The 26,278-nt window shown below is 68.0% G+C and carries 16 protein-coding genes and 1 pseudogene; 10 read left to right on the top strand and 7 right to left on the bottom strand.

Features of this window, described 5'->3' with window-relative positions:
* Positions 1 to 225: 225 nt before the first annotated feature.
* The 3 genes from D7X99_RS11055 to D7X99_RS11070 all read right to left on the bottom strand — a co-directional run bounded on the left by D7X99_RS11055 (position 226) and on the right by D7X99_RS11070 (position 4,500).
* Positions 226 to 1,140, bottom strand: coding sequence for a DUF2381 family protein (locus tag D7X99_RS11055; protein WP_121777742.1), 915 nt, complete (start codon positions 1,138 to 1,140; stop codon positions 226 to 228).
* 26 nt (positions 1,141 to 1,166) lie between these two features.
* On the bottom strand, positions 1,167 to 3,017 hold the full coding sequence (locus tag D7X99_RS11060) for a serine/threonine-protein kinase (protein ID WP_306414322.1): 1,851 nt from the start codon (positions 3,015 to 3,017) through the stop codon (positions 1,167 to 1,169).
* Positions 3,018 to 3,330: 313 nt separating this feature from the next.
* Positions 3,331 to 4,500 carry a serine/threonine-protein kinase gene (locus D7X99_RS11070; RefSeq protein ID WP_121777743.1) on the bottom strand — a complete coding sequence of 390 codons (1,170 nt, stop codon included), beginning with the start codon at positions 4,498 to 4,500 and terminating at the stop codon, positions 3,331 to 3,333.
* Between the two features lie 487 nt (positions 4,501 to 4,987).
* On the opposite strand from D7X99_RS11070, the gene D7X99_RS11080 reads away from it, so the two are divergent.
* From D7X99_RS11080 to D7X99_RS11100, 4 genes and pseudogenes are all read left to right on the top strand, one after another.
* The gene (locus D7X99_RS11080; RefSeq protein WP_199756334.1) at positions 4,988 to 5,152 is read left to right on the top strand and encodes an ATP-binding protein; all 165 of its coding nucleotides are present in this window, start codon (positions 4,988 to 4,990) and stop codon (positions 5,150 to 5,152) included.
* A gap of 136 nt (positions 5,153 to 5,288) precedes the next feature.
* Positions 5,289 to 5,665: pseudogene (locus D7X99_RS43625) on the top strand (hypothetical protein); the annotation flags it as partial.
* Positions 5,665 to 6,015, top strand: coding sequence for a DUF2019 domain-containing protein (locus tag D7X99_RS11095; RefSeq protein WP_121777745.1), 351 nt, complete (start codon positions 5,665 to 5,667; stop codon positions 6,013 to 6,015). The pseudogene D7X99_RS43625 and the gene D7X99_RS11095, both read left to right, overlap by 1 nt.
* Positions 6,016 to 6,273: 258 nt before the next feature.
* Positions 6,274 to 6,846, top strand: coding sequence for an acyltransferase family protein (locus D7X99_RS11100; protein WP_121777746.1), 573 nt, complete (start codon positions 6,274 to 6,276; stop codon positions 6,844 to 6,846).
* Here the strand turns inward: D7X99_RS11100 and D7X99_RS11105 are convergent.
* Both D7X99_RS11105 and serC read right to left on the bottom strand, forming a co-directional pair.
* Positions 6,843 to 8,003 (bottom strand): IS4 family transposase, encoded by a 1,161-nt coding sequence (locus D7X99_RS11105; protein ID WP_121777747.1) that lies wholly within the window; start codon positions 8,001 to 8,003, stop codon positions 6,843 to 6,845. The genes D7X99_RS11100 and D7X99_RS11105 overlap by 4 nt on opposite strands.
* A 444-nt stretch (positions 8,004 to 8,447) precedes the next feature.
* Positions 8,448 to 9,536, bottom strand: coding sequence for a 3-phosphoserine/phosphohydroxythreonine transaminase (gene serC, locus D7X99_RS11110; protein ID WP_121777748.1), 1,089 nt, complete (start codon positions 9,534 to 9,536; stop codon positions 8,448 to 8,450).
* A 211-nt stretch (positions 9,537 to 9,747) separates the two neighbouring features.
* Between serC and D7X99_RS11115 the strand changes: the two genes are divergently transcribed.
* The 4 genes from D7X99_RS11115 (at position 9,748) to D7X99_RS11130 (ending at position 14,618) form a co-directional block, all read left to right on the top strand.
* A complete protein-coding gene (locus D7X99_RS11115; protein WP_158626981.1) occupies positions 9,748 to 10,569 on the top strand; it encodes a sigma-70 family RNA polymerase sigma factor in 822 nt (273 codons plus the stop codon).
* 77 nt (positions 10,570 to 10,646) lie between these two features.
* Positions 10,647 to 11,609: an SMP-30/gluconolactonase/LRE family protein gene (locus D7X99_RS11120; RefSeq protein ID WP_120574523.1), complete on the top strand. Its 963-nt coding sequence runs from the start codon at positions 10,647 to 10,649 to the stop codon at positions 11,607 to 11,609.
* A 30-nt stretch (positions 11,610 to 11,639) separates the two neighbouring features.
* Positions 11,640 to 14,372, top strand: coding sequence for a serine/threonine-protein kinase (locus tag D7X99_RS11125; protein WP_121777750.1), 2,733 nt, complete (start codon positions 11,640 to 11,642; stop codon positions 14,370 to 14,372).
* 45 nt (positions 14,373 to 14,417) lie between these two features.
* Positions 14,418 to 14,618, top strand: coding sequence for a hypothetical protein (locus tag D7X99_RS11130; protein ID WP_121777751.1), 201 nt, complete (start codon positions 14,418 to 14,420; stop codon positions 14,616 to 14,618).
* A 72-nt stretch (positions 14,619 to 14,690) separates the two neighbouring features.
* On the opposite strand, the gene D7X99_RS11135 is transcribed toward D7X99_RS11130, so the two are convergent.
* Positions 14,691 to 15,275: a superoxide dismutase gene (locus D7X99_RS11135; protein WP_120574520.1), complete on the bottom strand. Its 585-nt coding sequence runs from the start codon at positions 15,273 to 15,275 to the stop codon at positions 14,691 to 14,693.
* Positions 15,276 to 15,320: 45 nt separating this feature from the next.
* Entirely contained in the window at positions 15,321 to 15,821 is a 501-nt protein-coding gene (locus D7X99_RS11140; protein ID WP_121777752.1) for a flavin reductase family protein, read from the bottom strand.
* A 146-nt stretch (positions 15,822 to 15,967) separates the two neighbouring features.
* On the opposite strand from D7X99_RS11140, the gene D7X99_RS11145 reads away from it, so the two are divergent.
* Positions 15,968 to 18,316 carry an AAA family ATPase gene (locus D7X99_RS11145; protein WP_158626982.1) on the top strand — a complete coding sequence of 783 codons (2,349 nt, stop codon included), beginning with the start codon at positions 15,968 to 15,970 and terminating at the stop codon, positions 18,314 to 18,316.
* Positions 18,317 to 18,346: 30 nt separating this feature from the next.
* On the top strand, positions 18,347 to 26,269 hold the full coding sequence (locus tag D7X99_RS11150; RefSeq protein WP_158626983.1) for a hypothetical protein: 7,923 nt from the start codon (positions 18,347 to 18,349) through the stop codon (positions 26,267 to 26,269).
* Positions 26,270 to 26,278 lie beyond the last annotated feature (9 nt).

Genomic DNA, 26,278 nt, shown 5'->3' on the forward strand with positions numbered 1-26,278 from the left:
GCTAGATGGGGGCGTTTTCCCTCTGATGGCCTCTGGGCTAGAACTCGCCTTCAAAACCGGTGAGGGGCTGCGAGAGCAGTCCCTGGCGAGTTCGATTCCCGTGCCCTACCGCCAATACTTCCGAGGGGTTACGCCCCCGTACTGCCACCTTGGCAGTACCGGACTCGTCCACACGCGTCCGCATGAGTCTACCCGACGTCGTTAGCGTGTCGTTAGCGGAAGGCGCTATGGGAACGTCACGTTCCCGAGTGTAACGGTGCGGGGGCCGGCCTCCTCCCATAGCTTCAGGGCGAAGGTTGCTCGGGATGACGCCAGAGTGGATTCGGCCTCCACAACGACAAGACCTGAAACGCCGGGGGTGATGGGCTCCCTCTGCCACACTCGCAAAACCTTCAGCTCCTCACCTGTCTTGCTCTTAAGCGTCGCGCCTATTGCCGTCCACGGCGGGGCACCAGCTTTCACGGAGAGCCATACCTCCACCGCCACCCGCCAAGTAGAGCGGTAGGCCTGGAGCTTGGTTGCCTCGACGCCACTGCCAGACACCTGGGAGATTGCTTTGCTCAAGATGCGTACTGACACACCCTCAGCATCCATGGCCCCTGTAGAAATGAGCCCTGTCAGCCCACCGGGCGCAGCACGCTCAGCAATCAGTCGAGCATTCTCTTCTTGGTAACGCAACGCAACCGCGCGAGCTTCCCGCGCTTCCTGCTGATACGTCTCTATTGTCCTCTTCTCGCGATACACCTCGACTAGAGGCTCTGCTCTCGCGGGATGCACCTTCAGCAGGAACGACGCGTTCGCAGGCGCTGCACCATCTCGGAAGCGAACCGTCAGAAGAAACCGTTCGCCCGGGGCAACCTTCGATGATGGCATCACACGAATTACGGTTTGCCCTGCATCCAAAATGGAAAAGGACTCACGGCCCTCTAGCGTCACCGCATCGCGCACAAGCTCAGCGTCGAAGAACAGACCGGTTGAGAGGCCAGGGCTAACAATAATCTCCGGCGCTGCCTGAACACCTTCCGGCAGCAGCTCAATGCGGCGGATCGCCTGCACTGAAACCGCGGAATCGGCCTCTGCGAGGGCGACTCCACTCCGCAGCACGAACCCCAGGAGAAGAACCCAGATACGCGAAGACACGCTGCGGTTACTCCTGAGTGGACATGCTATTCGAATTCACTGACGGCTCTCACATCAGCAACGGAGAAAATACGAGCACGAATCGAAGAGTCATCACCAGCTTCACGTTCCATCCCTTTGACACCCTCTTCACTGAGCAGTTCAAAGCACACCGGGAAGCTATCCCCCTGCGGAGGCGTAGCCCAGGTGAGCCGGCCATAAACGCGGTCGCTCACGACAGCACGGCCCGACAGCACCGTGTTAGCAGGCATGCCTCCCCATCCACCTAGGAGATGAATTTCAATGGGTCCATCTCCCACGGAAACTGTTCTAGGGCGGCCTTTGACAAAAACAGCAGGGAGCCTGCGTCCTATCTCAACTTCACGTTTCGCCATGGCCTTCACTGACCCTGCAGGGCACGGCTCAGGAGGCGGAGCCGGACGCACCTGCGGACCAGGACAACCCATGAGCGCTGAGCAAGCCGCCACCGTGCCGACAGCACGGGCCATGACGCTCATGCCCTTCTTCGCGGGCTTCGAGGGGAGCTGAAGGGGCTGCGTCTCTTTGGGCTGCATCGTCACGGTGGCTGAAACCTCCTGGAGCGTCGCAGGGAGAGCGACGGCCGCAGCGGTGGCCTCCGGCCCGGTAGGAGCTGCGGCGCGGTCAGCTTGAGTCGACTTGCCAGAGGGCGCTACTTCCTGACGGGTGGGGACAGGCCGCGCGACGCGCGACGTCCCGAGGCCCCACGCTGCCCCCGTCAGGACGAGCACCACTGCGAGCGCCACCCAGGCAAGGAAGGCCCCACGCTTCTCGGGCGACACACGCACGGTCGTCGCGGGAGGTGGCATCTCGCTCGCCGCAGCATCCGCGTCCACCGCTGGCATCTGTTTCCGGGGAATGCGTTTGCCTCGACGAGGGCGGTGCCGGGGTTGGTGCCGCCACTGCTCGAAGCTGTCGATGTCCTCCCCCTCTGTCGTCGCGGAGTCCTCGGCATACGCGTCGCAGAGCGGCACGTCCCACGTCGCGTCCGCGCCGCGCAGCGCCTGCTCCAGCGACTCGCAGAGAGTCTGGGCGCTGGGCGTGCGCGCCTCGGGGGTCTTCTCCAGCAACCGCAGGCACACGTCGCTCAGCGCCCGAGGCACCCGCTCGTTCTCCTCGTGCGGCGGCGTGGGCGCGCTGGAGAGAATCGCCTCCGTCAAGCTGGCACCGTCCTCGCCATCGAAGGGGAAGCGCCCCGTCAGCAGCCGGTAGGAGACGAGGCCCAGCGCCCACAAGTCGTCCGCCGGCCCCGCTGTGTAACGAGCGTCCGGCGCCTCGCGGTGGGCCCGCAGGAAGCGCCACGCCTCCGGGGAGCGGTAGTCCACCGTCCCGGGTGGGAGGATGTCCGCCGTCAGCTCGCGCGCGCCCGTGTAGTCGCCGATGCCGAAGTCCACCAGCTTGGCCAGGCCGTCCGAGGCGCGCACCATGACGTTGGCCTCCTTCACGTCCCGGTGCACCACCCCGTCCCCATGGGCAGCCGCGAGCGCCCGCGCCACGCCCAGCAGCGCGCGCGCCGCCTGCCTCGCCGTGGGGTTCTCCGCGTCGGCCCAGGCGTCCAGCTGACGCCCTTCCACGTACTCCATGACGATGACGATGAATTGCGGCTGGGGCACCGGCCAGTAGCCATGGCCCAGAATCCGCACCACGTTGGGGTGATGCAGGCGAGTGAGGATGGAGACTTCGCGCTCCGCCCGCTCCCCCACGCGAGGCACGTGCAGCAGCTTCAGGGCGAAGCGCTGACCCTCGCAATGCGCGAGATACACCGTGCCGAAGCCGCCCTGCCCCAGCTGGCGATCCACCGTGTAGCCCAGCACCTGGGCCCCAGGAGACAGCACGGCCGGAGGTGGCCCCCGCATCATGGCGACCTTCTTTCGGGCTCCCAGGCCTCTCGCATGCGGCGTCCTCCCAGCGGGGCGCGGACCCTACCAGAAGCGTGAGAAGCCCGGGAATCCCTCCCTCTGGCTGCCCCCTCCAGAAAGGACTCATGGAGTCTATCCAACTCCACAGGACCTCCAGCATTCACCCTTGGCCGACCTTTGTAGGGCACGAAGCCCAAGCCCAAGGAAGAGGACGCTCCAGAGTTGCGGCGTCTCCTCCACCTCGCGCGCAAGCTGGACGCGGAGGACCTCGCGGCCCTCCTCCACGTCGCCTCGGCCCTGGCGCGCTGAAGCCCTACTCCCGCTTCAAGCCCTCCAGTTCGTGGGACTCCAACCCCTCGGGGAAGAAGCCCTCCTCACCGAACTCCACCTCGTCGCGAAGGACGCTGCCCTCCGCCAGCACCTGGGCCCACTCCGCTGCGGCTTCCTGCCGGCCGTAGCCCGGGTGGCGCCTCGCCAGGGCGACGCGCATCGCATCACGCATGTCCGCCGCCGTGGCGAATCGCTGCTCGGGTTTGGCGCGCAGCGCGACATGCAGCATCGCCTTCACGTCCGGGGAGAGTGAGTCCACGGCCTCCTCGACGTCCTCCGGCCCGAAGCTGGCCAGCAGCACCTGCATTTGCGTCAGCGGCAGGGAGGGGATGATTTCCGGCTGGAGGTGGACCATCCCCTTGAGCGGGCCCGGCACGTCCTCCACGTCGAAGAGGTGCTTTCCGGTGAAGAGTTCCACCAGCAGCACGCCCAGGCCGAAGACGTCGGAACGCGGCGTCAATGGTTTACGTGTCAGGTACTCCGGCGAGGCGTAGGCCACGTCTCCACGCACGAGGCTGGCGGGTGACTCCTCGCGCCCCACCACCAGCGAGTACGCCGCGCCGAAGTTCGTCAGCTTCACCTCGCCTTGCGTCCCTACGTAGACATGCCGGGGGTTGACGTCGCGGTGGATGACGCCCAGCGACTTGCCGTCCACGTCCGTCAGCGTGTGCGCGTGGTGCAAGGCCTCCGCGATTTCCGCGCCGACATAGAGGGCGAAGGACTCGGAGACGGGCCGGCCACGCGCCACGCCCGCACTCACCAGCGTCTCCAGCGAGGGACCGTCCACGTACTCCATGACGGCGTGCAGGGCGCCTTTGTGCACCTTGCGGTGGAACACCGTGGCGATGGCCGGGTGGCGCAGACGGAAGGCCAGCTGAATCTCCTCCCCCAGCCGCGTGCGCTGCATGAAGGTGGAGGGGTTCGCCAGCCGCCGCACGAAGCAGTAACCGGGCAGCTTGTTGCCGCGCTCCGTGAAGCGCTGGGCCATCATCAGCACCTCGCCCGTCTCCATCCGCACCAGTTCGCGGACGGACTCGTAGCGGATGCCGTCGATGGTGAAGAGGTGCAGCGGGCGCTCAGGCGTCGGCGGGAGCTGCCTGCGGCGCGCGGAGGCTTCGGTGCGCGCCAGGTTATCGGTTGTCGTGTCGGGCATGGCTCCTCGGGAGGCGGGAGAAGTGGCGCGGCGGCGCCTCCCGAGGAGTTTGGGTCCAATTGACTTTTAAAGTCCATAATCTTGGACTCTAAAGGGCAATCACCTCACCTGGGCGAGGGCGAAGCCTGCCCCGGCGCCGAGCACCACCGCCATCACCACAACCAGGACAGGGACAGAGCGCGGCTGTTGGCGTAGCACCTCGTTCTCCGCCTGGTGTAACGGACCGGGGTAGTGGATCGCAGGCGGGTCACCCAAGCAGTTCGTAGCGGGGTCGGCCAAGCGGATCGCCCCCGGGTCGGCCAAGCGGACCTTGAGTCGGAGCAGTCGGGACGGCGGTCCGTTCCCCCGGAAGACAGTTGGAAGAAACACGGCTGGGAGGTGGAGTGAGCGCCTACCCGGCCAGGTATCCCGTGCATCTTCGCGAGTCCAAGAGCACCGCCCCCCGCGGTGAGGCCACTTGCATCACCTCCAATCGCGCCCTGGAGGAGTGGCCGCCGCTGTTGGTGACGCACTGCTGGCCAGCGCCGCCATGGACCGGCTGCTGCACCACTCCCACGTCCTCACCATCGAGGGTGACAGCTACCGCAACCCGCCACTCGCCAAGCGCACCCGCGCACCGCGCGCGGCCCAGGTCGAGACTCCCGCACGCTGACACCTGGCGGAGCCCCTGCCGGACCGGTTTGGCCGAACCCGCGCGGTCCACGCCGTCACGCTTCCCGGGCTCCTCACGTCCGGACCTCATTGGCCGGACCGAACAGCGACCTGATTAGCCGAGCCTTGACACGAAGGCGGAGCGGGCCACCACGTTTGACGAACTCCGCGAGGCGGGTGAGCGCTACGGCAAGGTCATGGGCCGCAACGCGGCGCGCGCGTTCGCCATGTTGGCAACGGCCGCCCTTGGGAACACGGCGGCGGGGCTGGGGTCGAAGGTGCCAATGCTCCCAGGCGCCGCGCAGGCGGCGGTCCAGGCCTCCACAACACCGAGAACCTCATCCCACTGGACAAGAGCCTGCACAGCGACGTCAGCGCGTTCTTCTCGTCGATTCGACGCGATATCACCGGCTCGCCATTGACCGTACGGCAATGGTTGAGCACGCAGTCCTACGAGGACCAACGTGACTTCGGGCTTCTGGCCATTGAGAACGTCGGAAAGGGGCTCTGGTGATGAAGTTGCAGGACCTTGTCGAGCAGTTCGTCGAGGACGTAGTCGCGCAGAACGAGGCCATCTTCCGGGGAGACGCCAAGACGGGAAACAAGCACGCCAGGAAGTACGGTGCCGCCGTCGATAAGCTCCTGGCCCACGGCAATGCCGGACGTGACGCTCTCGCCGTACTGCTCAAGCATGAGCGCATGGACGTGCGCGTGATGGCTGCCGCGCATCTGCTCCGCTATCGGACGGCCGAAGCCAAAGCGGTCCTGGAGGAAGCGGCCAAGGGGCAGGGGCTGGTCCCGTTCGGAGCGCAGCAGGCATTGAAACGCTGGGAAGAAGGAACCTGGGCGCTCGATCCTGAGTAGTTCTGATCGTGGCTGAGGAGGCCATGGCGCGCGCGGGCATCTCCGGCGCGCAGTTCACGGCTTTCACCGGTCCGTGAGGGGCTGCGAGAGCAGTCCCTGGCGAGTTCGATTCCCGTGCCCTACCGCCAATATCAACGCGAGACAGATTGACGTCTCAAAATGAGACAGCGGCGGCTGGCAACCGGCCGTGAATCCGGGAAGCGTGGCGCACGATATCTGCATACAGGGCGTGTCCTCCGTTGAGGACTCCGGCCTGCCATGCTCACGCTCCCTGACGTACCCACTGAAACGCGCGTTGCACGGGTTCGCAAGGCGCTCTCCGAGGAACTGTTCTTCGTCCGCGGCGTCAGCCTGCTGCTCGTGGTGCTGGTCCATGTGATTGGCGTGGAGCCCTTCCAGGGGTTGCGCAAGCTCTTCGCTCCGGAACGCGCGGAGCTGCGGTTCGCGGCGGAGCTCATCCACAGCTTCAACATGGCGGTGATGATCATTGGCTCGGGAGCGGCGGTGTCACTCTTCGGCGCGCCGGACTCGTCCTTCCGGGAGTTCGCGCACAAGAAGCTGCGCAAGCTCGTCATCCCCATGGTGGTGTGGGCTCCGGTCTTCCTCTACGCCCATGAACTCTCCCAGGCGCGCCCGCGAACGCTTGGAGGATGGCTGGCGCTGCTGGGCCAGTTCCCTGCCGCGTGGTTCCCTCCGTACGCCATCTTCTGGTTCATTCATGCCCTGGTGGGCTGTACCTGTCTGTCGTGGGCGTATCAGCGCAGTGTTCCCGCCCGGTACCACTGGAACGGGCTGAGCTACCTGGGCCTGTCCCATCCGCTTCCGGTTTAGCCGCCGCTCCCGAGGGAAGCCTCTCGCTTCCGGCGTTCGCGCTCTCGGCGCTGCTGGAGTGAACGCGCCGTCACCTCCGCGATGAGCAGAATGCGCTCCTCCAACTGCTCCAGCGTCACGCCCCGGCTCATCATCGCATGAGACAGTAGCAACGGGGCGCAGCGAGCCAGTGCCAGTACCAGCGCGAGCCGCCCCGTCGCCTGCTGCGAGTCCGGCTCGCCTGCCTTCTGCCGCAGCGACAGTTCCAGCAGGCGCGAGAGGACCAGGGCAATCACCTTGGCGTACACCAGCGAGAGCACCGCGCCAGGCCGGGTGGCGCGCAGCGCCGACATCCCCACGCCGGATTTGAGGGCCTTGAAGAGCAGCTCCACTCTCCAGCGCAACCGGTAGGCCTCGGCCACCTCGTGTGCCGTCAGCACCTCGCGGCCCACCGTCGTCAGGTACCAGCGCCGCTCGCCCTGCGGCCCTTCCACGGCCACCACGCGCGCGCAGGCCGTGCGCCCGTGCTTCTCCAACCGCACGTCCACGTCGATGACGCCGCCCTCCTCCTTGAGGACACCTTGCAGGAGTGCGTCAGTCAGGCGCATGCCACGCGCCCGGACGCGCTCGCCCTTGCCCACGTGCACCCGCAGCACCTTCGGGTCATGCTGGGCCTTCAGCCGCACCAGGAAGTGGGCCCCGGCCTCGATGGCGTCGAGGTAGCGGCCCGTGTCCGTGCACCCCAGGTCCATGAAGGTGAGCGTGCCGGGCGCCAGCGCCTCCTCGGGCAGGGCGCGCGTGTCCTGGGTGCGCTGGGACGTCACGTCATCGGCCACCGGTAACTCGTCGCGCAGCGACACCAGTGCGTGCCACTTGAAGGCGGCCGGCCGTGCCTCGCTGGTGGACGGGGCCCAGTCCGCTGCCAGCCGCCGCAGCAGTTGGCACGTGGAGTCGGCCACCTGCACGTCCGTGAACTCATCCAGCAGTGCCCCCAACTCGTTGAAGGGCTTGTCCTCGCCGACGGCCTCTCGTACGGCACGGATGGCCCGGCTCGCCACCTCGCGCATCAACTGCCCGAAGGCGTCGCTGAAACGCTCGAAGAAGGCGCTGGGCGACAGCTTCTGCCCGGTGAGCGCGCGGCCTCCAGAATGTCCTCGGCCGACACCAGCGCGCGCAATCCCTCAGCCACCTTCGTCCTCGGCGTGCTCTTCTTCATATCGACAAAGTGTTCCTGGCACCCCGTTCCCGAGAACCTGTCTGCTCGGCTGCCCTTATGTCTTTGATTCTGCTCGGCTTTTCCCCATCACGCTAAGCGGACGCGGATGGCACTGGGTAGACATGCTCTGTCAGGACTTTGAAGGCATCATCGAGTTCTTCCACCGACCAAGGCGATCCCTGCGCATAAGTGGAAGTACGCCAGAACCGTGGCTCAAACCACTGTCCGGTGCGCTGGACCTCTTGCCTCCAGGTATGACTGAGTCTCTGCTCCATACGGTGAATACCCTTGGGCTGTGGCGGAGTCCTCAGTGGCGCCAGGCATTGGAGGCGGCGTCCAGCTTTGCACTTCATCGTGGGCAGGGCGCCGGTGAGCGCCCCAGGCCCCTTGGGAAGAACGCCGGGAACTACCCGTTGCGCTTCGCGAAGTCGTCCATGAATGAGACCAGCGTCTTCACGTGATCCACGGTCACCGCGTTGTAGAGGGACACGCGGATGCCGCCCGTGATGCGGTGGCCCTTCATACCCACCATGCCGGCCTTGGCGCCTTCGGCCACGAAAGCCTCTTCCAGCTTTTCGTCCGGCAGGCGGAACACCACGTTCATGTACGAGCGCGACGCCTTCTCCACCGGGGCCCGGTAGAAGCCCGCGTTGCGGTCGATGGCCGTGTACAGCAGTTCGCCCTTCTCGCGGTTCCAGGCCTCCACCTGCTTCAGACCGCCCACACCCTTGATCCACGCGAGCACGTTGCGGCAGAGGTAGATGGAGAAGGTGGGCGGCGTGTTGTAGAGCGAGTTGTTCTCCGCGTACGTCGTGTAGCGGAAGATCTTCGGGATGTCCTTGCGGCCCTTCGCCATGAAGGATTTCTCCACCAGCACCAGGACGATGCCTGACGGCCCGATGTTCTTCTGGGCTCCCGCGTAGATGAGCGCGAAGCGGCTCACGTCGATGGGCTTCCACAGGATGTCGGAGCTCATGTCCGCCACCAGGGGCACCTGCCCCACTTCCGGGAAGGTGTGCCATTGCGTCCCGAAGAGCGTGTTGTTGCTCGTCATGTGGACGTAGGCGGCCTTCGGATCCAACTGGAGCTCGGCCTGGGTGGGGACCCGCGTGAAGCGCTTGTCCTTGTCCACCGTGTTCGCGGCGATGCGCGGCGTGCCGTAGTAGCGCGTCTCGTCCACCGCCTTCTCGCTCCAGCCTCCCGTCACCACGTAGTCCGCGGAGCCGCCCTGGGGCATGAAGTTCATGGGCACCTGCGCGAACTGCTGCGAGGCGCCGCCCTGGAGGAAGAGGATCTCGTGGGTGTCCGGAACGGCCAGCAGCTCCTTCACGAGGGCGAGGGTCTCGTTGTGGACGGCCTCGAACGCCTTGCCCCGGTGGCTGTGCTCGATGATCGACATCCCCGTGCCCTGGAAGTCGAGCAGCTCGTCCCGCGCCCGCTCCAGCGCTGCCGTGGGGAGACCGGCCGGGCCGGGATTGAAGTTGATGACGCGCATGGCAGTGTCCTCTGGCAAGTGAACCGCTCCGGCATTCTCGCCGGTGGAACTCCGGGGGTCACGAGCAACGTGGGCTCAAGCGGACGGGGGCCTTCGTCCGCCCGGTGGGGGTGGTAGCGTCCCAGGCGTGTCCCCTGCGCCCACTCCTTTGGCCTCCGCCTTTCTCGCGGCTTCTGGCCACGCGCCTGCTTCGCTTGCGGAGCCCACGCGCTTGGAGGAGCTGCTCCGCGCGTCGCTCGAGCGCGCCCGGTCGCGCTGGCCCGGGCTGGAGCTGGAGGCGCTCGCCTTCGTGGTGTTCGTCGCTGAGCGATTGACGTCTCCGAAGGGGCTGCTGGAGGCGCTCGAAGGGGCCTCGCCTGCCTTCTCGGAGCTGTACCTGGCCTCCGGGTGCCTGCGGCATGACCGCGCCGCGCTTCAGTTCTTCGAGGACGGCTACCTGCGCGATGTCGGCGCGTTCGTGTCCGGCGTGGACCGCTCGCCCGCTTTCGTCGCGGAGGTGCGACAGGTGCTCCGGGAGAAGCTGTTCACGGCTGCCGCTGGCTGTGAGCCGAAGATTTCGGAGTTCACCGGCGGCGGCGCGCTGGGCGGATGGGTGCGGGTGGCGGCGCTGCGCATCGCGCTCAACCTCAAGCGCTCCGAGACCCGGGCCGACACCGCCGCGCAGGACTCCGTTGAGTCCGCGTTCGGCGAGCAGCTGGGGCCAGAGCTCGAACACCTGCGCTCGCGGTACCGCGAGGCCTTCACGGAGGCCGTGCGCACGGCGCTGGGTGAGCTGTCCGACCGGGACCGCACGCTGATGCGCCTGTATCACGTGGAGGCGCTGTCCCTGGACGCCATCGCGGCGCTCTACCGCGTGCACATGTCCACTGTCTCGCGGTGGCTCAGCCGCGCGCGGGAGCAGGTGGCGGAGGCCACGACGCGGCGGCTCTGCGAACGCCTGGGGGTGGGCGCGTCCTCGGTGGACAGCATCGCGGCGCTGGTCGTGAGCCAGGTGGACCTCAGCCTGACGCGGCTGCTCGGTCCGGGGGGCTGAACTTTCGCTGCAAGGGATTTCCCGGCCGGTGTCAGGGCGTCGAAAGGCCCCTTCCGGGCCTCACCGAGGAAAGCCCCATGCGCGTCTCTTCCTGGCTGTCCGTCGTCACCCTCGCCGCCACCGTCTCCGCCTGCGAGCCGTTCCCCGACGATGCCCCCTCCATCCCCACCGAGGTGCAGTGGCCCGGCGAGGCCTTCTTTCCAGAGGGCATCGCGGCCTCGAAGGACGGCACGCTCTACGCGGGCAGCCTGGGCACCGGCGCCATCGCGCGCGCCAAGCCGGGCTCGCTGGGGGCCGAGGTCTTCGTCCCGGGCCGGGCCTCATTCGGCGTCTACGGGCTCGAGGTGGATGAGGCCCACGACACGCTCTGGGCCTGCACCTACGACGACCTGCTGCTGCCCGCGCAGGCCTCGTACCTGAACGGGTATGCGCTCTCCACGGGTGCCCTGAAGGCCAGCCATGCCATGCCTAGCCAGGTCAGCTTCTGCAACGACGTCGCCGTCGATGCCGCGGGCAACGTGTACGTGACGGACTCGTTCGGGAACGCGGTCTTCCGGCTGGCCGTGGGTGGGACGGCGCTCGACACGTGGTCCTCGGATGCCGCGTACGAGCCCTCCGAGCCGGGCCTCATCACGCTCAACGGCATCGCCTACGACGGGGCGAACCGGCTCTACGTCGTGAAGAGCGACACGGGCGCGCTGTTCTCCATCGATATCCAGCCGGATGGCAGCGCGGCGGCGCCCGTGAACATCCCGGTGACGCCGGCGCTGGAGACGCCGGACGGGGTCGAGTGGGTGGATTCGGGCCGGCTGTTCGTCGTGGAGAACACGGTGGGGCGGGCTTCGCTGGTGACGCTGGGTGAAGGCGCTGGCGCGAAGGAGGTGCTCGCCAACGGCTTCGTGGAGCCGACCGCCGCCGCGATCACGAAGGACGGCGCGTGGGTGCTGGAGTCGCAGATGGGGTTCTTCTTCGGCACGCCGGGGACCCCGGCCCTGCCCTTCCGCGCGTACCGGGTCGCCGTCCCCCCTCTTCTGCCCTGAGCGCGAACAATCCTAGAGTCGCGTCCCACCATGTCGGGATGTCCCTCCGAGGAAACGATTCTCGCCTTCGTGGAGGACCGCCTGCCGCATGAGCAGCGCGCCCTCGCGGAGGCGCACCTGTCCCGCTGCGATTCCTGCGGGTCGCTGCTCGCGGCCGTCGCGGCGACGTGGCACGCGGAGGGCCGGTTCGTGGAGGCGGCTCCGCCCCGCTCGTTCGCTCCTGGGGAGCGGGTGGGGCCGTACGTCATCGTCGCCCATGCGGGCAGTGGCGCGATGGGGGACGTGTACCGGGCTCGCGATGGGCGGCTGGGACGGGACGTGGCCTTGAAGGTGCTCCCGCTCCGGTTCGCGCAGGACGCGGAGCGCCTGGCCCGTTTCCGACAGGAGGCCCGCGCGGCGGGCGCGCTGTCCCATCCCCACCTGCTCACGCTGTTCGACGTGGGGACCCACGAGGACGTGCCGTACCTCGTCACCGAGTGGCTGGAGGGCGTCACCCTGCGGGCGCGGCTGATGCGTGGGCCGCTGCCACCGGAGCAGGCGCTGCGGCTGGGCATCCAGTTGTCCCAGGGGCTCGCGGCCGCGCACGCGCGTGGCGTCATCCACCGCGACCTCAAGCCCGCGAACATCTTCCTGTGCTCGAACGGCAGCGCGCGGGTCCTCGACTTCGGGCTGGCCCGGCTCACCGAGCGCGTCGAGCACACCGGGGACGCCTCGCTCACCCAGAGCGGCGCGGTGGTGGGCACCGCCGGGTACATGGCTCCGGAGCAGATCCGCGGCCAGGGCGTGGATGCTCGCGCGGATGTGTTCTCGCTCGGCGCGGTGCTCTACGAGGCCGTGAGCGGCCGTGCTCCCTTTGGCGGTGACAGCCCGGTGGAGCGGATGAGCGCCGCGCTCCGCGATGCGCCTCCCGTGCTGCCGGGAGAGATGGGGACGGTGATTGCTCGCTGTCTGGCGAAGGATCCAGGCGAACGGTTCCAGTCCGCGCAGGACCTGGCCTTCGCCCTGGAGTCCATCGCGGCTCGTGGTGCGCCCCTGGCCTTGCGGCGCGGAGTGTTCCCACGTCCTGCCCTGTGGGTGGCCGCGGCGGCCGTGCTGCTGTCTGTCGTGGGTGGCTTCCTGGCGTTCGGACACAGGCCGGCGACTGCGGCGGTGCCAACGGCGCAGTCCTCACGCCCGACGTACCGCCCCGTCACGTTCCGCCGGGGCCACGTGCTCAACGCCCGGTTCTCCGCGGACGGACACACGTTGCTCTATGGCGCGGCGTGGGAGGGAGGACCCGCGGAGCTCTACAGCGCGCGCACGGAGCGTCCGCTGTCACAACCGCTGGGGCAGCACGCGGATGTGCTCGCCGCGTCCTCGAAGGGGGAGCTGGCGGTGCTGCTCGAGCCCCGGTTCTTCGACGCCGAGCATGGCAGCGGGACGCTCGGCTTGATGCCGCTCGCGGGCGGCGCGCCCCGGGCCGTGCTCGATGGCGTGCTGGAGGCGGACTGGGGACGTGCGGATGGACCGCTCGCGGTGGTGCGCCGCGTGGGCGAGAACTTCCGGCTGGAGCAGCCCCCCGGCACGGTGCGCTTCGAATCCCAGGGATGGATCAGCCACGCACGCGTCTCCCCCGACGGAGCGCGGATCGCCTTCCTGTTCCATGCACATCCCAAGGACGACCGGGGCGGGGTCTGGGTGCTGGAGAAGGACGGTCCGCCCCGCGAGCTTTCGTCGGACTGGGCGAGCATCCGGGGCCTGGCGTGGTCTCCCGATGGAAGCGAGGTGTGGTTCACCGCCTCGCGTACAGGCGCGGACTCCGAGCTGTTCGCGGTCGACCTGCGCGGCACGACGCGGCCGGTGGATCGGATCGCCGGGCGGATGGTGCTGCATGACATCTCCCAGGACGGCTCCATCCTGGTGGATCACCCGGTGATCCGCACGGGGCTGGCGTTCGGGCACGCGGGCACGGAGCGGGACCTGACGTGGTCGGACTCGTCGTTCATGACGGACATGTCCCGCGATGGCCGGACCTTCCTCTTCACCGAGGGCGCGGAGGTGGAGGGCCCCACCTACGGCGCCTATCTGCGCACCTCCGATGGCGCACCACCGATCCGGCTGGGCGACGGCATCCCCATGGCGCTGTCTCCGGACGGCAAGCAGGTGCTGCTGGTGCGCTACGGCGAACAGATGGAGTTCCTGCTGCTGCCCACGGGCGCGGGCGAGCCTCGGTCGCTGTCGCTCGCTCCTGTCACCACGGTGCTCACGGCGCGCTGGTTCCCGGATGGGAAGCGGTTGCTCCTTCGCGCGCACGAAGAGGGACGTCCTGCCCGGCTCTGGGTCTTCGAACCCGGCTCCGGAGCCCCCAGGCCCATCACAGAGGAAGGCACGGGCTTCCACACGGTCATCTCACCCGATGGCCTCCGCCTCGCGACCGTGGACGCGGAGGGAAGCCTCCGCCTGTTCTCCCAGACGGGTGAGGCGCAAGGCACCGTCCCCGGCCGGTTCACGAATCAATGGGTGGCGGGCTGGGACGCGAGCGGAACGGCGCTCTATCTGCGAAGCGTCTCGCTCCCGGTGCGCGTCTCCAGGGTCGACGTGAAGACTGGCGCGAGCACGCCACACCTGACCCTTCCGGCGGGGGGCGTCATGCCGGGCCTCATCTCCGTGATGACGCTGGCGATCTCCGAGGACGGAAAGTTCTACACATACAGTTACAACGAAGCGCTTTCCCGGCTGTATCTGGTGAAAGGATTGGTGGGAGCCCGGTCTTCCCCGCAATAACGGTGCTAGACTTCCATTGCGGACCAAACCCAACCGGAGGTCGTGATGAAGCTCAAGATGGCGCTGGCGGCATGTCTGGGATTCGCGGCGGGATTCACCAACACCCAGGCCGAGGCGGCAGGTCCCTGTCCGTACTGTATCGACATGCGCGCCCGGTGCATGCGCAACGCGACGACTCCGGCGCAGGAAGAGGCCTGCTACGTCCAGTTCGACAAGTGCCGCATTGACTGGTGCGAACCGCGCTGAACGCATCCGAGAACCGCGCCGCTCCGGACCGTGCCGAGCCGGGCCGCGCGGTTCCCGTCACTTCACTTCACATCAGGCGTTCTTCAGGTTCTCGTTCACGAAGTCCCAGTTCACGAGGCTGTTGAGGAAGGTCTCGATGAACTTGGGGCGCAGGTTGCGGAAGTCGATGTAGTAGGCGTGCTCCCAGACGTCGATGGTGAGCAGCGCCTTCTTGCCGTGCTTCAGCGGCAGGTCCGCGTTGGACGTCTTCATGATGGACAGCTTGTTGCCGTCCTTCACCAGCCAGGCCCAGCCGGAGCCGAACTGCGTGATGGCGGCCTCGGTGAACTGCTTCTTGAACTCGTCGTAGGAGCCGAAGTCGCGGTCGATGGCGGCCGCGATGTCACCCGTCGGCTTGCCACCGCCGGCCGGCTTCATGCAGTTCCAGAAGAAGGTGTGGTTCCACACCTGGGCCGCGTTGTTGAACACGGGGCCGTCGCTGCTGAGGATGACGTCCTCCAGCGACTTGCTGGCCTCGGGCTTGCCCGCGGTCAGCTCGTTGAGCTTGTTGACGTACGCGGCGTGGTGCTTGTCGTGGTGGAACTCCAGCGTCTCCTGGCTCATGTGAGGGGCCAGCGCGTCCTTCTTGTACGGGAGCTCGGGCAGCGTGAAGGGCATCGGGTGCGTCCTTTCCGGGTTCAGTGAGATTCGGCTACTCGTTCGCTACTTCGGGGCGGGCCCTGGCTCCGGGTGCGCCGTCAGCGCGCGATAGGCCCGGTTCCAGTAGAGCAACGGTTCTTCGTCCACTCCCCGCTGGATGCGCTCCACACGGCCCACCAGCAACAGGTGATCGCCGTAACGGTGCACATCCAACAGAGCGCACGCCAGACCCACCAGGCTGTCCTGCACGAAGGCACCTTCGTCGAACATCCGGCCTTCGGCCTCCCCCTTCGCGCAGCGGACCGACACGTCGCGTTGGATGGTGGACAGCACGCTCACACTGAAGCGGCGGGCGGCCTCCACGCGCTTGAGCGTGCGGGAGGACTGCTGCAGCGCCAGGGCAATCAGCGGAGGCGTCAGGGAGAGGGAGCTGAAGGAGCTGACCGTCGTCGCCGCGATCCCGTCCGCGTCACGGACAGAGACCACCGCCACCCCGCTCGCCCACCGGGACATCGCGTCCCGGAAGTCCAGGGCCGACACCCCTTCAGTACCACTCTGAGTCATGTGCCAGTCTCTACCACCCGCCCCGCCACCCGGTCAGCACTTCCTCCAATCCATTGGCGGAATACCAACGCAGTGGAACCTGCCCTCCGGGCCCGTCCATGGCCGGATCCACCCGCCCTCCGTATGCTGGCCGGCTGGAGGCGCCCATGGATCCGTTGTGGGGGGAGACGCTGAGGCGTCTGGATGCGCTGCTCGTCCAGGTGTGTGACCTGGAGGAGGCCCGCGCTTCGAAGCTCCGGGGGGAGCAGGAGAATGGCTGGGATGCCGTGCGCACCACCGTGCGCCCTTCCACCGCCGAGCTCGCCTTCAGCTCGGCGCTCGCGGAGACGCCGCTCCTGGGGACTTCTCCTCCCCTTCCCTTCGCCCGGCTGCGGGCTTCACTTCGCGTCGACACCGTGGAGGAGGAGGCGCTGTTGCTCCTGCTCGCGACGTGGCTGGAGCCCCGGTATTCGCGCCTGTTCGCCGTGCTCCAGGACGAGACCGCGCAGGGATGGAACGTGGAGCGATTGCTGCTCACCGTCCTGGGACGCACGCCTGCTCGCGCGCAGCGCTTGCTGGCGTCCCTGACCGACAGCGGACTCCTGGTGGGCGGTGGATTGTTGCAGACGGGCGCTGGCGCTTTTCCTCCCATGCTCCGGCCCGTGGACCTGGCTCCGGAGGTCCGCGAGGCCCTGCTGGAACTGCCCCGTCCGTCCGTGCTGGGCGAGTTCTCGCTGGAGTGGCATGGGCCGGAGGCGCTGCCTTCTTCCTCAATCGCGACGTTCGCTGTCGTGCATGGCGAGGGGGAGCGGCTGGGCGTGGCGCTGAGCCTCGCTGACGAAGCCGGTGTGCCGCTGGTCGTCGCTCGGTGGGCTGGGGCACCGGAGCCGGTTTCCATGGCCCGGGCCCTGTGGCGTCTGGCGTCGGTGCGCGGCGCGATGCTGGCCGTGGACATGTCCGGTGGTGAGCGGGGGCTGGCACTCTCCGTCACGGAGACGCTGTCTGGATTGTGCCAACGGTTTGGCGGGCGGGCCCTGGTGCTCGCGGACTCCGCGCAGCCCTTCGCCGTGCCGCACCATGAGGCACCCGCTCCAGGCTTCGTCCAGCGGCGGACCCTGTGGCTGGAGGAGGCCCAGGTTCGGGGACTGTCATTGACGGAGGCGGATGCGGGACGGCTGGCGTCTGGCTTTCGGGGCGGGCTTCAGGAGATCCGCCGCGTGTTCGACTCGGCTCCGGGCGGTGACGCGGATGCGCTTCGTGCCGCTGCCTCTCGGCTTGTCCAGGTGCCTTTGCGCCATGGCTACCGGCTGGAGACGTCGCGGACCTTCGCGGACCTCGTGGTGCGTGACACCACTCGCGCGGCCTTGGAGCGACTGCTGTTCTACGTGGCCCAGCGCGACCGTGTCGCCGAAGAGCGTGGCCTGTCTCGTCGCTTCCGGATGCACACGGGCCCGGTGGCGCTGTTCTCTGGACGCTCCGGCACTGGCAAGACCTTGGCCGCGGAGGTCATCGCCCATGCGGTGGGCCGGCCGCTGTATGTCATCGACCTGTCCCGGCTCGTCAGCAAGTACGTGGGCGAGACGGAGAAGAACATCGACGAGGTGCTGTCCCACGGCGAGCGCTCCGGCGCCGTGCTGTTCTTCGACGAGGCGGACTCGCTGTTCTCCGCGCGCACGGAGGTCAGCAACGCCAATGACCGCTTCGCCAACCTGGAGGTCGGCTTCCTCCTCCAGCGCATCGAACGTCACGACGGGCTGATCATCCTCGCCACCAACCTGCAGACGGCCATCGATGAAGCCTTCCTGCGGCGCTTCCACGCGCGCATCGAGTTCCCCTTCCCCGAGGTCGACGAGCGCCGCCGCATCTGGGAGCTGATGCTTCCGGAGGGTGTGCCTCGCGCGGGGGCTCTCGACCTGGCGGGACTGGCGCAGCGGCACCGGCTGGCGGGCGGCGACATCCGCAACGCCGCGCTCAAGGCCATCTTCCTCGCCGAACAGGCGGGTGCTCCGCTGGCCCAGGAGCACCTGGAGCGCGCCGTCGCGCTGGAGTTGTATGAACTGGGCCGGCTCTCGCGGCGTCCGGAGGCGGAGGCTCCCTCGGACGCGGGCACACGCTTGCGCCGCGTGGCGGAAGTGTTCCAGGAGGCACTGGATTCGCAGCTCAGACAACACTTCCTCAAGGAGGTCCACATCCTCCACGGCTCCCCCACCCGGGAGGCGCTCGCGGGGAAGCGGCCGGCCGTGTCGCTCGCGCTCTACCGGCTGGCTGTCACCCAGAACGGTGCGCTGCGGCTTGGGCTCATCGTCTCCGCGTGGTCCCACCGCGCGGAGGAGGAACATGAGCTGCTTGGCGTGTTGCATGGGTTGCTCTCCCGTGGACTCCCGCACGAGCTGGATGGCCGCAAGCTCACACCTCGCGTCCAGGAGAGTTATGACTTTGACCTGCTCCATCGCTTCTGGAGCAGTCATGGACATCCCATCCGGGCCTCGCTGGTCCTCGATGTGGAGATGACCTAGCGTCCCTCGCGCTGATGGTGCGGGGGGACCGTGCGCATCCGTGACCAGGGCCCGAAGGCCTCCGCCAAGGCCATGCTCCGGAAGAACTCCGGGCGCACTCCCTCGTCCTCCGCGGCCCTTCCTCGTGCTCCGGGTGTCGTTCCCCGGGGCCCTTCCTCGTCCAATCCCGCGCGTGAGCTGGCGGCGCGGCTCGCGTCGCTGAAGGGCGCGGCCCCTGCTCTCCACGGGCCTGTGCTCCGTGATGCCGCTCGCGACATGGAGCGCCGGTGGAGCGACCCAGCGTGGCGGATGCTGGGCGGTCCGCGCTCGCATCTTTTCGAGCCTTGCCCGGTCCACCCGCCGGAGGTCGCGCTGCTCTCCACTCCCGGCGCCGTCGAGGCGGAGCTGGGCATCCATGGGCTCGCGCCACAGCCGAACACCGGGCTCGCGCAGGCGGCTGGCGCGTCCCAGCCCGCGACCCTCGCGCAGCAGGAGGAGGATGCTCGACGGCGTGATGCGGCGCGCATGGCCGTCCTGCCTATGGGCTCCGCTGAGCAGCTCGGAGACACCGCCGCGCGGCTCGCCGAGGCCCGTGCTTCAGACCTCGAACCCTCTACGGTCACTGAGGAGTCGGAAGCAGCGGGACTCGGGGGCAGCACTTCTCCAGCGCCTGATGCCATTGCAGCAACCACCGTCGAAGCGCCCAGCGCGGGCGGCGACGTGGCAACGCCTGAGCAAGCTCCCGCGCCGGCATCCATCCCCACGGGGGCCGCTCCCGGCGGCATGGACGACGCCGCGCGCATCGACACGCGGGTGTCCACGCTGTCGAGCCAGAGCGATGTCCACATCGTCGTCCGTCAGGCCTCCCCTGGCGCAGGGCCCCAGGAGCCTCCTCCCATCCAGACGGCTGCCACGGTCGACACAGGCCCCAGGGTGCCCGTGCCTCCGGCCGCGATGGAGTGGCAGAAGGAGTTGGCCGCGGCCCATGCGCAGGGCGTCCAAGGCATCAAGCACGGTCTCGAAACCGCTCCGGATCCGACGGGTGCCATCACGGCGGTGGAGCCCCCTGCCAGCCTTCCCGCGCCGCCTCCTGCTCCGGCAGCACCTGTCACGGCGGGGCCCATCCCCGCTGCGCCAGCGGTAGGCGCGGACGCGGATCCGGTCGCCGCATGGAAGGGCCGCATCGCCAGCAGCACGGCGCAGGTCCCGGAGCCACAGCTTCCTCCGGCGCCCCGCTACACGTTCAAGATCACCCAGGCCGCCGTGGACCCCAACGCGGTCCGTGCCGCGCGCCTCAAGCAACTGGAGGACGAAGGCAAGAAGGCCATCACCCCGGCGAAGCAGCCGAAGGACCTTCCGGCCATCCCGGACGATCCCACCGGCAAGGCCTCCTCGCTGGTGGATGCGAAGTGCGAACGGAAGCTGGACGTCAAGGACGCCAAACTCCCCGACCTGCAGAAGAGCCCGCTGGGCCACGTGCCGGAGATTGGCGCGCAGCTCATGCGCGACGACGGCGGGCACATGCTCATCAAGGGCCCGCTCGGCGACCTCGTCTACAAGCCCGGCGGTCCCAAGCCCACCGACCCGGAGAAGCTCAAGGACTGGACGCGCCTCCAGAAGAAGATCACCGCCGAGGCCGACAAGCAGAAGAAGGCGAAGGTCCAGCCCAAGGAACCCGCGAAGGGCATCACCGTCCTCGAACAGGCCGCCCCCGCGCCCATCAACGTCCCGGACTTCGCCCGCGTGGACATTGGCGACGTGCTGGCTCGGCTGCTCGCCGCTCCGGATAAGTACGCCGACGCCTCCGTCCAGAAGGCCCGCGAAGCCTATGTCCCGGGCGGCCTGGATGCGTCCTGGGGCGTTGCTCTCATCACCGCTGAGCGTCCCATCTTCGCCGCGGAGCTCCAGCGCGTCGCGGACGCCGCACAGATCAAGAAGGAGGACCTGGACGCGAAGGTGGAAGCCCGCCGCAAGCAACTGGTGGACTCGCACGTCGCAACCACCGGCACGCTCAGCAAGGCGCACGAGGACGCGAAGAAGAGCCTGGAGGAGGGCGGCAAGTCGTTCGCTGATTCCCTGTCGCGCATGCGCGCCTCGCTCGACGCGCAGTCCGAGGCGAAGGCCGCCGCCATCAAGGGCGGCGTCGACCTGACCGAGGCCCGGCGCAAACGCGACGCGCTCATCTCGGCCGTCGACACCAAGGTGAGCAACTGGGTCGTCCGGTACGACCAGAACGGCAAGCGCCTCAAGGAAGCCTTCGCGAAGGCCGCGAGCGACCAGATGCACGCCTACGAGCTCGCCGCCCTCCAGGACGAGTGGGAGCTCAAGAAGGACGCCGGCGATGATCCGGTGAAGCTCAAGGCCGCCACGGAGGCGTACCGCCCCACCAAGAAGTGGATGGACGACCGCCGCAAGGAGATTGGCGCCGTCGTCACGAAGGCGAAGCGCGACATCGACCAGAGCGTGGATCGCTATCAGCAGGAGCTGCGCGACGCGGGCAGGGAGGCCCGGGACGTCATCCGCGACTGGCACGCGAAGCAGATCGGCTACGAGCGCGGCTTCTGGGACCGGCTGCTCGGGTGGATCATCGACTGGCTGGAGGCCGCCCACGACGAGAGCCGCGCGTGGGAGACCGCTCGCGCGGCGGAGAACAAGACGTCGCTGGATCAGAACATGCTGTTCCTCGCGGAGGTGCGCCTGCGCCAGGGCGAGGAGCTGGACGCGGAGACCATCAAGGGGAACAACGCCCTCAGCGAGGAGCAGAAGGCCATCCTGCTCTCCTACTACGGCAAGGGGGGCAAGGACGCGGTGCAGGCGCTCGCGGAGGGCCTGGCCGTGCGCATCATCGGCCAGCGCCGCAAGCCGCTCATGGAGTCCCTGGAGAAGGAGCTGCTCGCGTCCACGGACCTGGAGCGGCTGAAGACCGTCGTCGACCAGCAGGAGCCCCTCTTCAGCAACCGCGCGCGCAACATCTCCCTCAAGGTCTGGGAGGGCGTGGACCAGTGGGGCACGGACGAGAAGAAGATCTTCGACGCGCTCGCCAACCTCAACCCGCTCCAGGGTCACTACATCGAGGTCCTCTACCAGCAAGAGCACAACGAGAACCTGCGCGAGCGGCTCAAGAGCGAGCTGGACGACTTCTTCAGCACCACCACGCACGACTGGGACAAGGCGGAGGCGCTGCTCTCCGGCAACGCATCCAAGGCCGCCGCCGTCGAGCTGAACGACGCCATGGAGGGCACCTTCTTCGGCTTGGGCTGGGGCACGGACGAGGCCGCCATCCTCACCCTGCTTCGCGGCAAGACGCCGGAGCAGATTGAAGCCATCAAGAAGGCCTACCAGCAGAAGTACGGCAAGGACCTGGTCGTCCAGATGGACGACGAGCTGCGCAGCGGCGCGCTCAAGACACACGACGTGGACGAGATGCACGCCCTGGTGGAGGGCCGCACCGAGGACGCTCGCGCCATCGAGATGGACCGCGCCATGCGCGGCGGGTGGTTCTTCGGTCTGGGCACCGACCGCAAGGCCATGGAGGACGTCTACGACCGCATCCGCAAGGAGACGGAGGCCGACGCGCAGCAGTACGGCTGGGACACCAAGACGTTCCGCGCGGAGCTGCTCAAGCGCAACCAGGCCATCGACGCGTCGTATGAGCAGCAATACGGCACGGATTGGACCCAGCGCACCGCGGGCGAGAGCGCGCTCAGCGCCGCGTTCCACGACGAGATGAAGGGCGAGGACCTCAAGCTCATTGAGGGCCTTCGCGACGACAAGGGACTCCAGGTGGATGCCGCGCGCATCCGCATCGAGCACACCAGCGTCTTCTACGCGGACGACAAGGTCATCCGCGACGCCATGTCCGCGCAGGGCAAGCGGCAGATCGCCGACGCGCGCCGCGACGGCTACCTGGACATCCAGGAGCGGATGGACATCGAGCGCACGCTGGACGAGGCGAAGGTCAAGCCCGCCAGCGAGGGCCCGCTCACCGAGGAGGACCGCCGCAAGGGCCGCATCAGTGAATTGGAGTTCCTGGACAAGTGGAGCCCGGAGAAGGTCCAGGCCCGCATCGCGAAGGAACACAAGGAGGTGGACGTCAAGGCGAAGGCCCAGGCCCAGGCCGACGCCATGGCGAACATGAAGGCGCTGGCGGCCGAGTACGACAGCGCCTACGTGGAGGGCACGCACCTTCAGGCGAGCTTCGAGCAGGCCGTCCTGATGGACACGTCCGGCGCGGACCGGGACGCCGTCGCGGCGATGCTGAAGAAGGGCTACCTCACCGACGCGGAAGTCGTTCAGTACGCCGTGCAGGGCGTGGGCACGGACGAGGACGCGCTCAAGGAGGTCTTCGCCGGGAAGACGAAGGCGGAGATCCAGGCCATGGCCGAGGAGTGGGCCAAGGACCACCCCGCCGACCCTGGCGACACGCACACGCCCTTCGAGCGCTTCCGCGCGCGCATCGACGAGGAGCTGAGCGGACGCGAGGCCTTCGACATCCTCGACATGGTGGACTACGGCGAGCCCGTCACGCCCCGCGAGAAGGCGGACCGCGCCTGGCGCCGGGTGCACTTCGAGGCGAGCTCCACCAACAGCATGGCGTCCTCGGAGTACCAGCTGGTGCTGGACCAGGCGTCCGCGCTCGACGCCGAGGTGAGCGCGCTGGAGCTGCACGAGCGGATGCGCCCCAAGCCCGGGGACAAGAACTACACCGCCGACGGGCTGCGCAAGTGGCAGGAGGACTGGGAGAAGAAGTCCGAGCGCGTGCAGCGCCAGGGTGATTACGCCGACGAGTCGGTGCAGATGCACCGCGAGCAGGTGGACTTCATCACCGACCGGCTGGTGATGGTCCTCACCGCGGTGGTGATGGCGGTGGTGGTCATCATCGGCGTCATCGTCAGCATCTTCGCTCCGCCCGTGGGCGCGGGGTTCTGGGCCGCGTTCGGCGCATTCATGGCCAGCACGCCGGTGCTGGTGGGCACGGCGGTGGCGACGGCCGCCGTGACGATGCTGACCAAGGCCGCCATGAAGGGCAGCGCCTACGGCTGGGAGGAGGCCGCCACCGACGCGGGCGTGGGTGCCGTGGACGCGCTCACTGCCGCGGCCACCGCCGGCATGGGCACGAAGCTGCTCAAGCTGGGGTTCCTGGCGCGCATGGCGGAGGAAGGCGGGATGCTGGCGCGGGTCACTGCGCACGGCCTGGCCCAGGGCGCCGAAGGCCTGGTCCAGTCCGTGCCCTCCGCGTTCCTGGGCAACGTCCTCAACGACCAGAACTACAAGGGCGGCAACGCGCTCTTCAACGTGCTGGCGGGCACCGCGATGCAGGCGGCGCCGGGCGCGGTGATGGCCGGGGCCTTTGGCGCGCTGGGCGGCATCTCCAAGCCTCACGTGCCGCCGCGCACCCAGGACCTGCTCCACTTCCGGGGCACGCCGAAGGAGCGGCTGACCCTCTTCAAGAAGTGGAAGGCGGAGAACCCCGCCGGGAACATGAAGGAGTTCCTGCGCGAGTTCGACGACGGCCTGCTCAAGCAGATGTCGGGCGACTTCGACCGGCAGCAGCTCCAACGCGCCATGCGCAAGGAGCTGCTGGAGCACATCCCGCCCGCGCAGCGAAAGGCGTTCGCGAACACGCCCATCGAGCTGATCTCCGAGGCGGACTTCGAGGCGCTCACCGACAGCAAGTCCGCCCAGGCCGTCGCGATGTTCCGGCGGGGCAAGCCCACCATCGTCGTCAAGGCGGGCGCGGACCTGTCCGACCTGGGCGAGGAGGGCCTGCACCTGCTCCAGAGCCACGACAAGGCGACGCGAGACCTGATCAAGGCACTGGACGAAAGGGCGCTGCGGCACTGGGACAAGCTGCCCATCGAGAAGCAGTTCGAGCTCTACCGCAAGAAGCTGCTCCTGGAGATCGACGCGCAGCAGTCGCTGATGGCGTCACTGGAGGGCAAACGCGGCGTGTCCATGGATCCGGCGGAGGCCACTCGCCGCATCCGGCAGAGCGAAGCGACGCTGGAGAACCTGCGCCAGCGGATGAAGGAGGTGGACGCCTTCACGCCCCTGGACATGGCGGAGTTCGCCCAGGGCGTGCGCGCGAAGCCGCAGTACCTGAAGGAACCGCCGCGGCTGTTCACCAAGAAGCCTCCGGCGGCGAAGACGGCGGCGAAGACGAGAGGAGGCAAGAAGAAGGCCCTGGAGCTCACCGTGACGGACACGGAGCCTGTCATCCGGCAGTCAGGCCGGCCCAACGACGTGTGGCCCAACACCGTGCTTCACGCCGACCACCCGGAGGTGGGTCCGTTCACGAAGGCCGGCCCTGCGCCGGATGATCCGTTCATCCAGGGCGCCGAGCGACAGGTGTTCACCGAGGCGCAGCGCGCGCGCACCACGCTGGAGTTGGATCCGGCGGACACGGTGGCTCAGATCGGCCCCGCGTGGCAGGAGGTCAAGTACCGCCCCAAGGAGCTCCGCTACTACAAGCTGGTGGAGGTGACGCGCGCCAGCGGTGAGAAGGAATACATCGAGCTCATCCTGTCCAAGCGCTCCGGCAACCGCTGGGAGCCGCGCGGCACGCTCACCACCAAGGCCGGCGAGGAGCTGGAGAAGAAGCAGTCCCGGGCGTTCACGGAGGCGCTGCTCGGCGAACACCTGGGACCGACGGAGCGATTCCGGCGGCTGGACTTCAAGCCCAGGGGCGAGGAGCAAGGCAGCGGCATCGATGAAATCATCGTCGAGTTCGACCACGCCGCGGATCCGACGAGCGCGAAGCTCCACCTCATCGAGGTTAAGGGCGGCAAGCACGCCCCCCGGCTCAAGGACGTCACGGCGGTGGGAGAGAACCTCCGCAAGAACCTGGACGACCTGCAAGCGCAGCTGTCGGACCTGGCCTGGGCCCGGGCGAGAGGCCTGGGACCGGCGCACCTGGAGGCGCTGACCAAGGCCATCGACGAGTGGCGGATCTCCATCGAGCTGCGCGTGGGGCCCATCACCCCCATGCCTCCGCCGGGCTGGGAGCTCGTCGACCGCGTCGAACGCATCGCGGACGCGTGGCGCAAGATGTCCCTGGTCCGCGAGGTCATGCCCCACGGTTCGGCCCCTCGCGCGGAGATCGATGCCCTGATGGTTGTCTTCAGGGACGAGCTGAAGAAGGGCCGCGTCGGGTCCACGCTGAAAGCGCTGGACAAGGTGGAGAAGGCGCTCAAGGGCACGAAGCGCAAGCCAGGCCTGCTGGCCCAGTACAACATCGATCCAAGCGAGCTGAAGGGGCTCATCCACAGCCTGGATCCGAACGTGAAGCCGGGGGAGATCACCCGGATCATCGAACCGTTCGAGACCGCGAAGCGCATTCGCACGATCGGTCCCACCGGCAACGTGCTGGGCTGGGGGGACTTCGACATCACCGTCTCGCGCAGTTGGAGCAGCCGCCGATTCAAGCGCTTCGAGCTGGCGCAGATGCGGGACCTGCAGGCGGGGCTGGAGGACATCCCGGAGCTGGACCCCTCGACGTTCAGCACGCTGTCGCTCCGGGACCGGCAGCAGGCCCTCAAGAAGTCGGTGGGCGCGGCCATGGACGCGATGGGCGTCCCCCGGTCGCGCCGTCCACAAGTCCAGTTCCAGAACCTGCCGGCTGGGGACTACGGCTGGATGGAATGGGACTTCAACGTCACGCACCAGGGCCGGCTCGCGCCCGTGAGCCGGCGTGGCGTCATCGTCATCAACGAGAACCTGGACGTGGGCGACGCGGTGGGCACCGCCGTCCACGAGTCGCGTCACTACTATCAGGCGTATCAGGCCTACCAGTATTCGATTGGCCGACAGTCGCATCCGTTCTCACGCCGGTGGTGGCGCAACCTGCCTGGCTCCGGCGGCCACTACTACGGGCCGGGAGACCCCCGGTACTTCCGGCAGCCCATTGAAACGGACGCGGAGAGCTTCGGCCGCCGCGTCATCGATCTCTTGCCGCCTCGCTGGCCTCCTCCATGATGAGGTTCC

This window comes from Corallococcus sp. AB032C, from assembly GCF_003668935.1.
GTDB lineage: Bacteria > Myxococcota > Myxococcia > Myxococcales > Myxococcaceae > Corallococcus > Corallococcus exiguus.

Coding starts and splice junctions, on each gene's coding strand:
- D7X99_RS11060 (WP_306414322.1), bottom strand. CDS start 3,017: ATGATGCGGGGGCCACCTCCGGCCGTGCTGTCTCCTGGGGCCCAGGTG.
- D7X99_RS11070 (WP_121777743.1), bottom strand. CDS start 4,500: ATGCCCGACACGACAACCGATAACCTGGCGCGCACCGAAGCCTCCGCG.
- D7X99_RS11095 (WP_121777745.1), top strand. CDS start 5,665: ATGAAGTTGCAGGACCTTGTCGAGCAGTTCGTCGAGGACGTAGTCGCG.
- D7X99_RS11100 (WP_121777746.1), top strand. CDS start 6,274: ATGCTCACGCTCCCTGACGTACCCACTGAAACGCGCGTTGCACGGGTT.
- serC (WP_121777748.1), bottom strand. CDS start 9,536: ATGCGCGTCATCAACTTCAATCCCGGCCCGGCCGGTCTCCCCACGGCA.
- D7X99_RS11120 (WP_120574523.1), top strand. CDS start 10,647: ATGCGCGTCTCTTCCTGGCTGTCCGTCGTCACCCTCGCCGCCACCGTC.
- D7X99_RS11125 (WP_121777750.1), top strand. CDS start 11,640: ATGTCGGGATGTCCCTCCGAGGAAACGATTCTCGCCTTCGTGGAGGAC.
- D7X99_RS11130 (WP_121777751.1), top strand. CDS start 14,418: ATGAAGCTCAAGATGGCGCTGGCGGCATGTCTGGGATTCGCGGCGGGA.
- D7X99_RS11135 (WP_120574520.1), bottom strand. CDS start 15,275: ATGCCCTTCACGCTGCCCGAGCTCCCGTACAAGAAGGACGCGCTGGCC.
- D7X99_RS11140 (WP_121777752.1), bottom strand. CDS start 15,821: ATGACTCAGAGTGGTACTGAAGGGGTGTCGGCCCTGGACTTCCGGGAC.
- D7X99_RS11145 (WP_158626982.1), top strand. CDS start 15,968: ATGGATCCGTTGTGGGGGGAGACGCTGAGGCGTCTGGATGCGCTGCTC.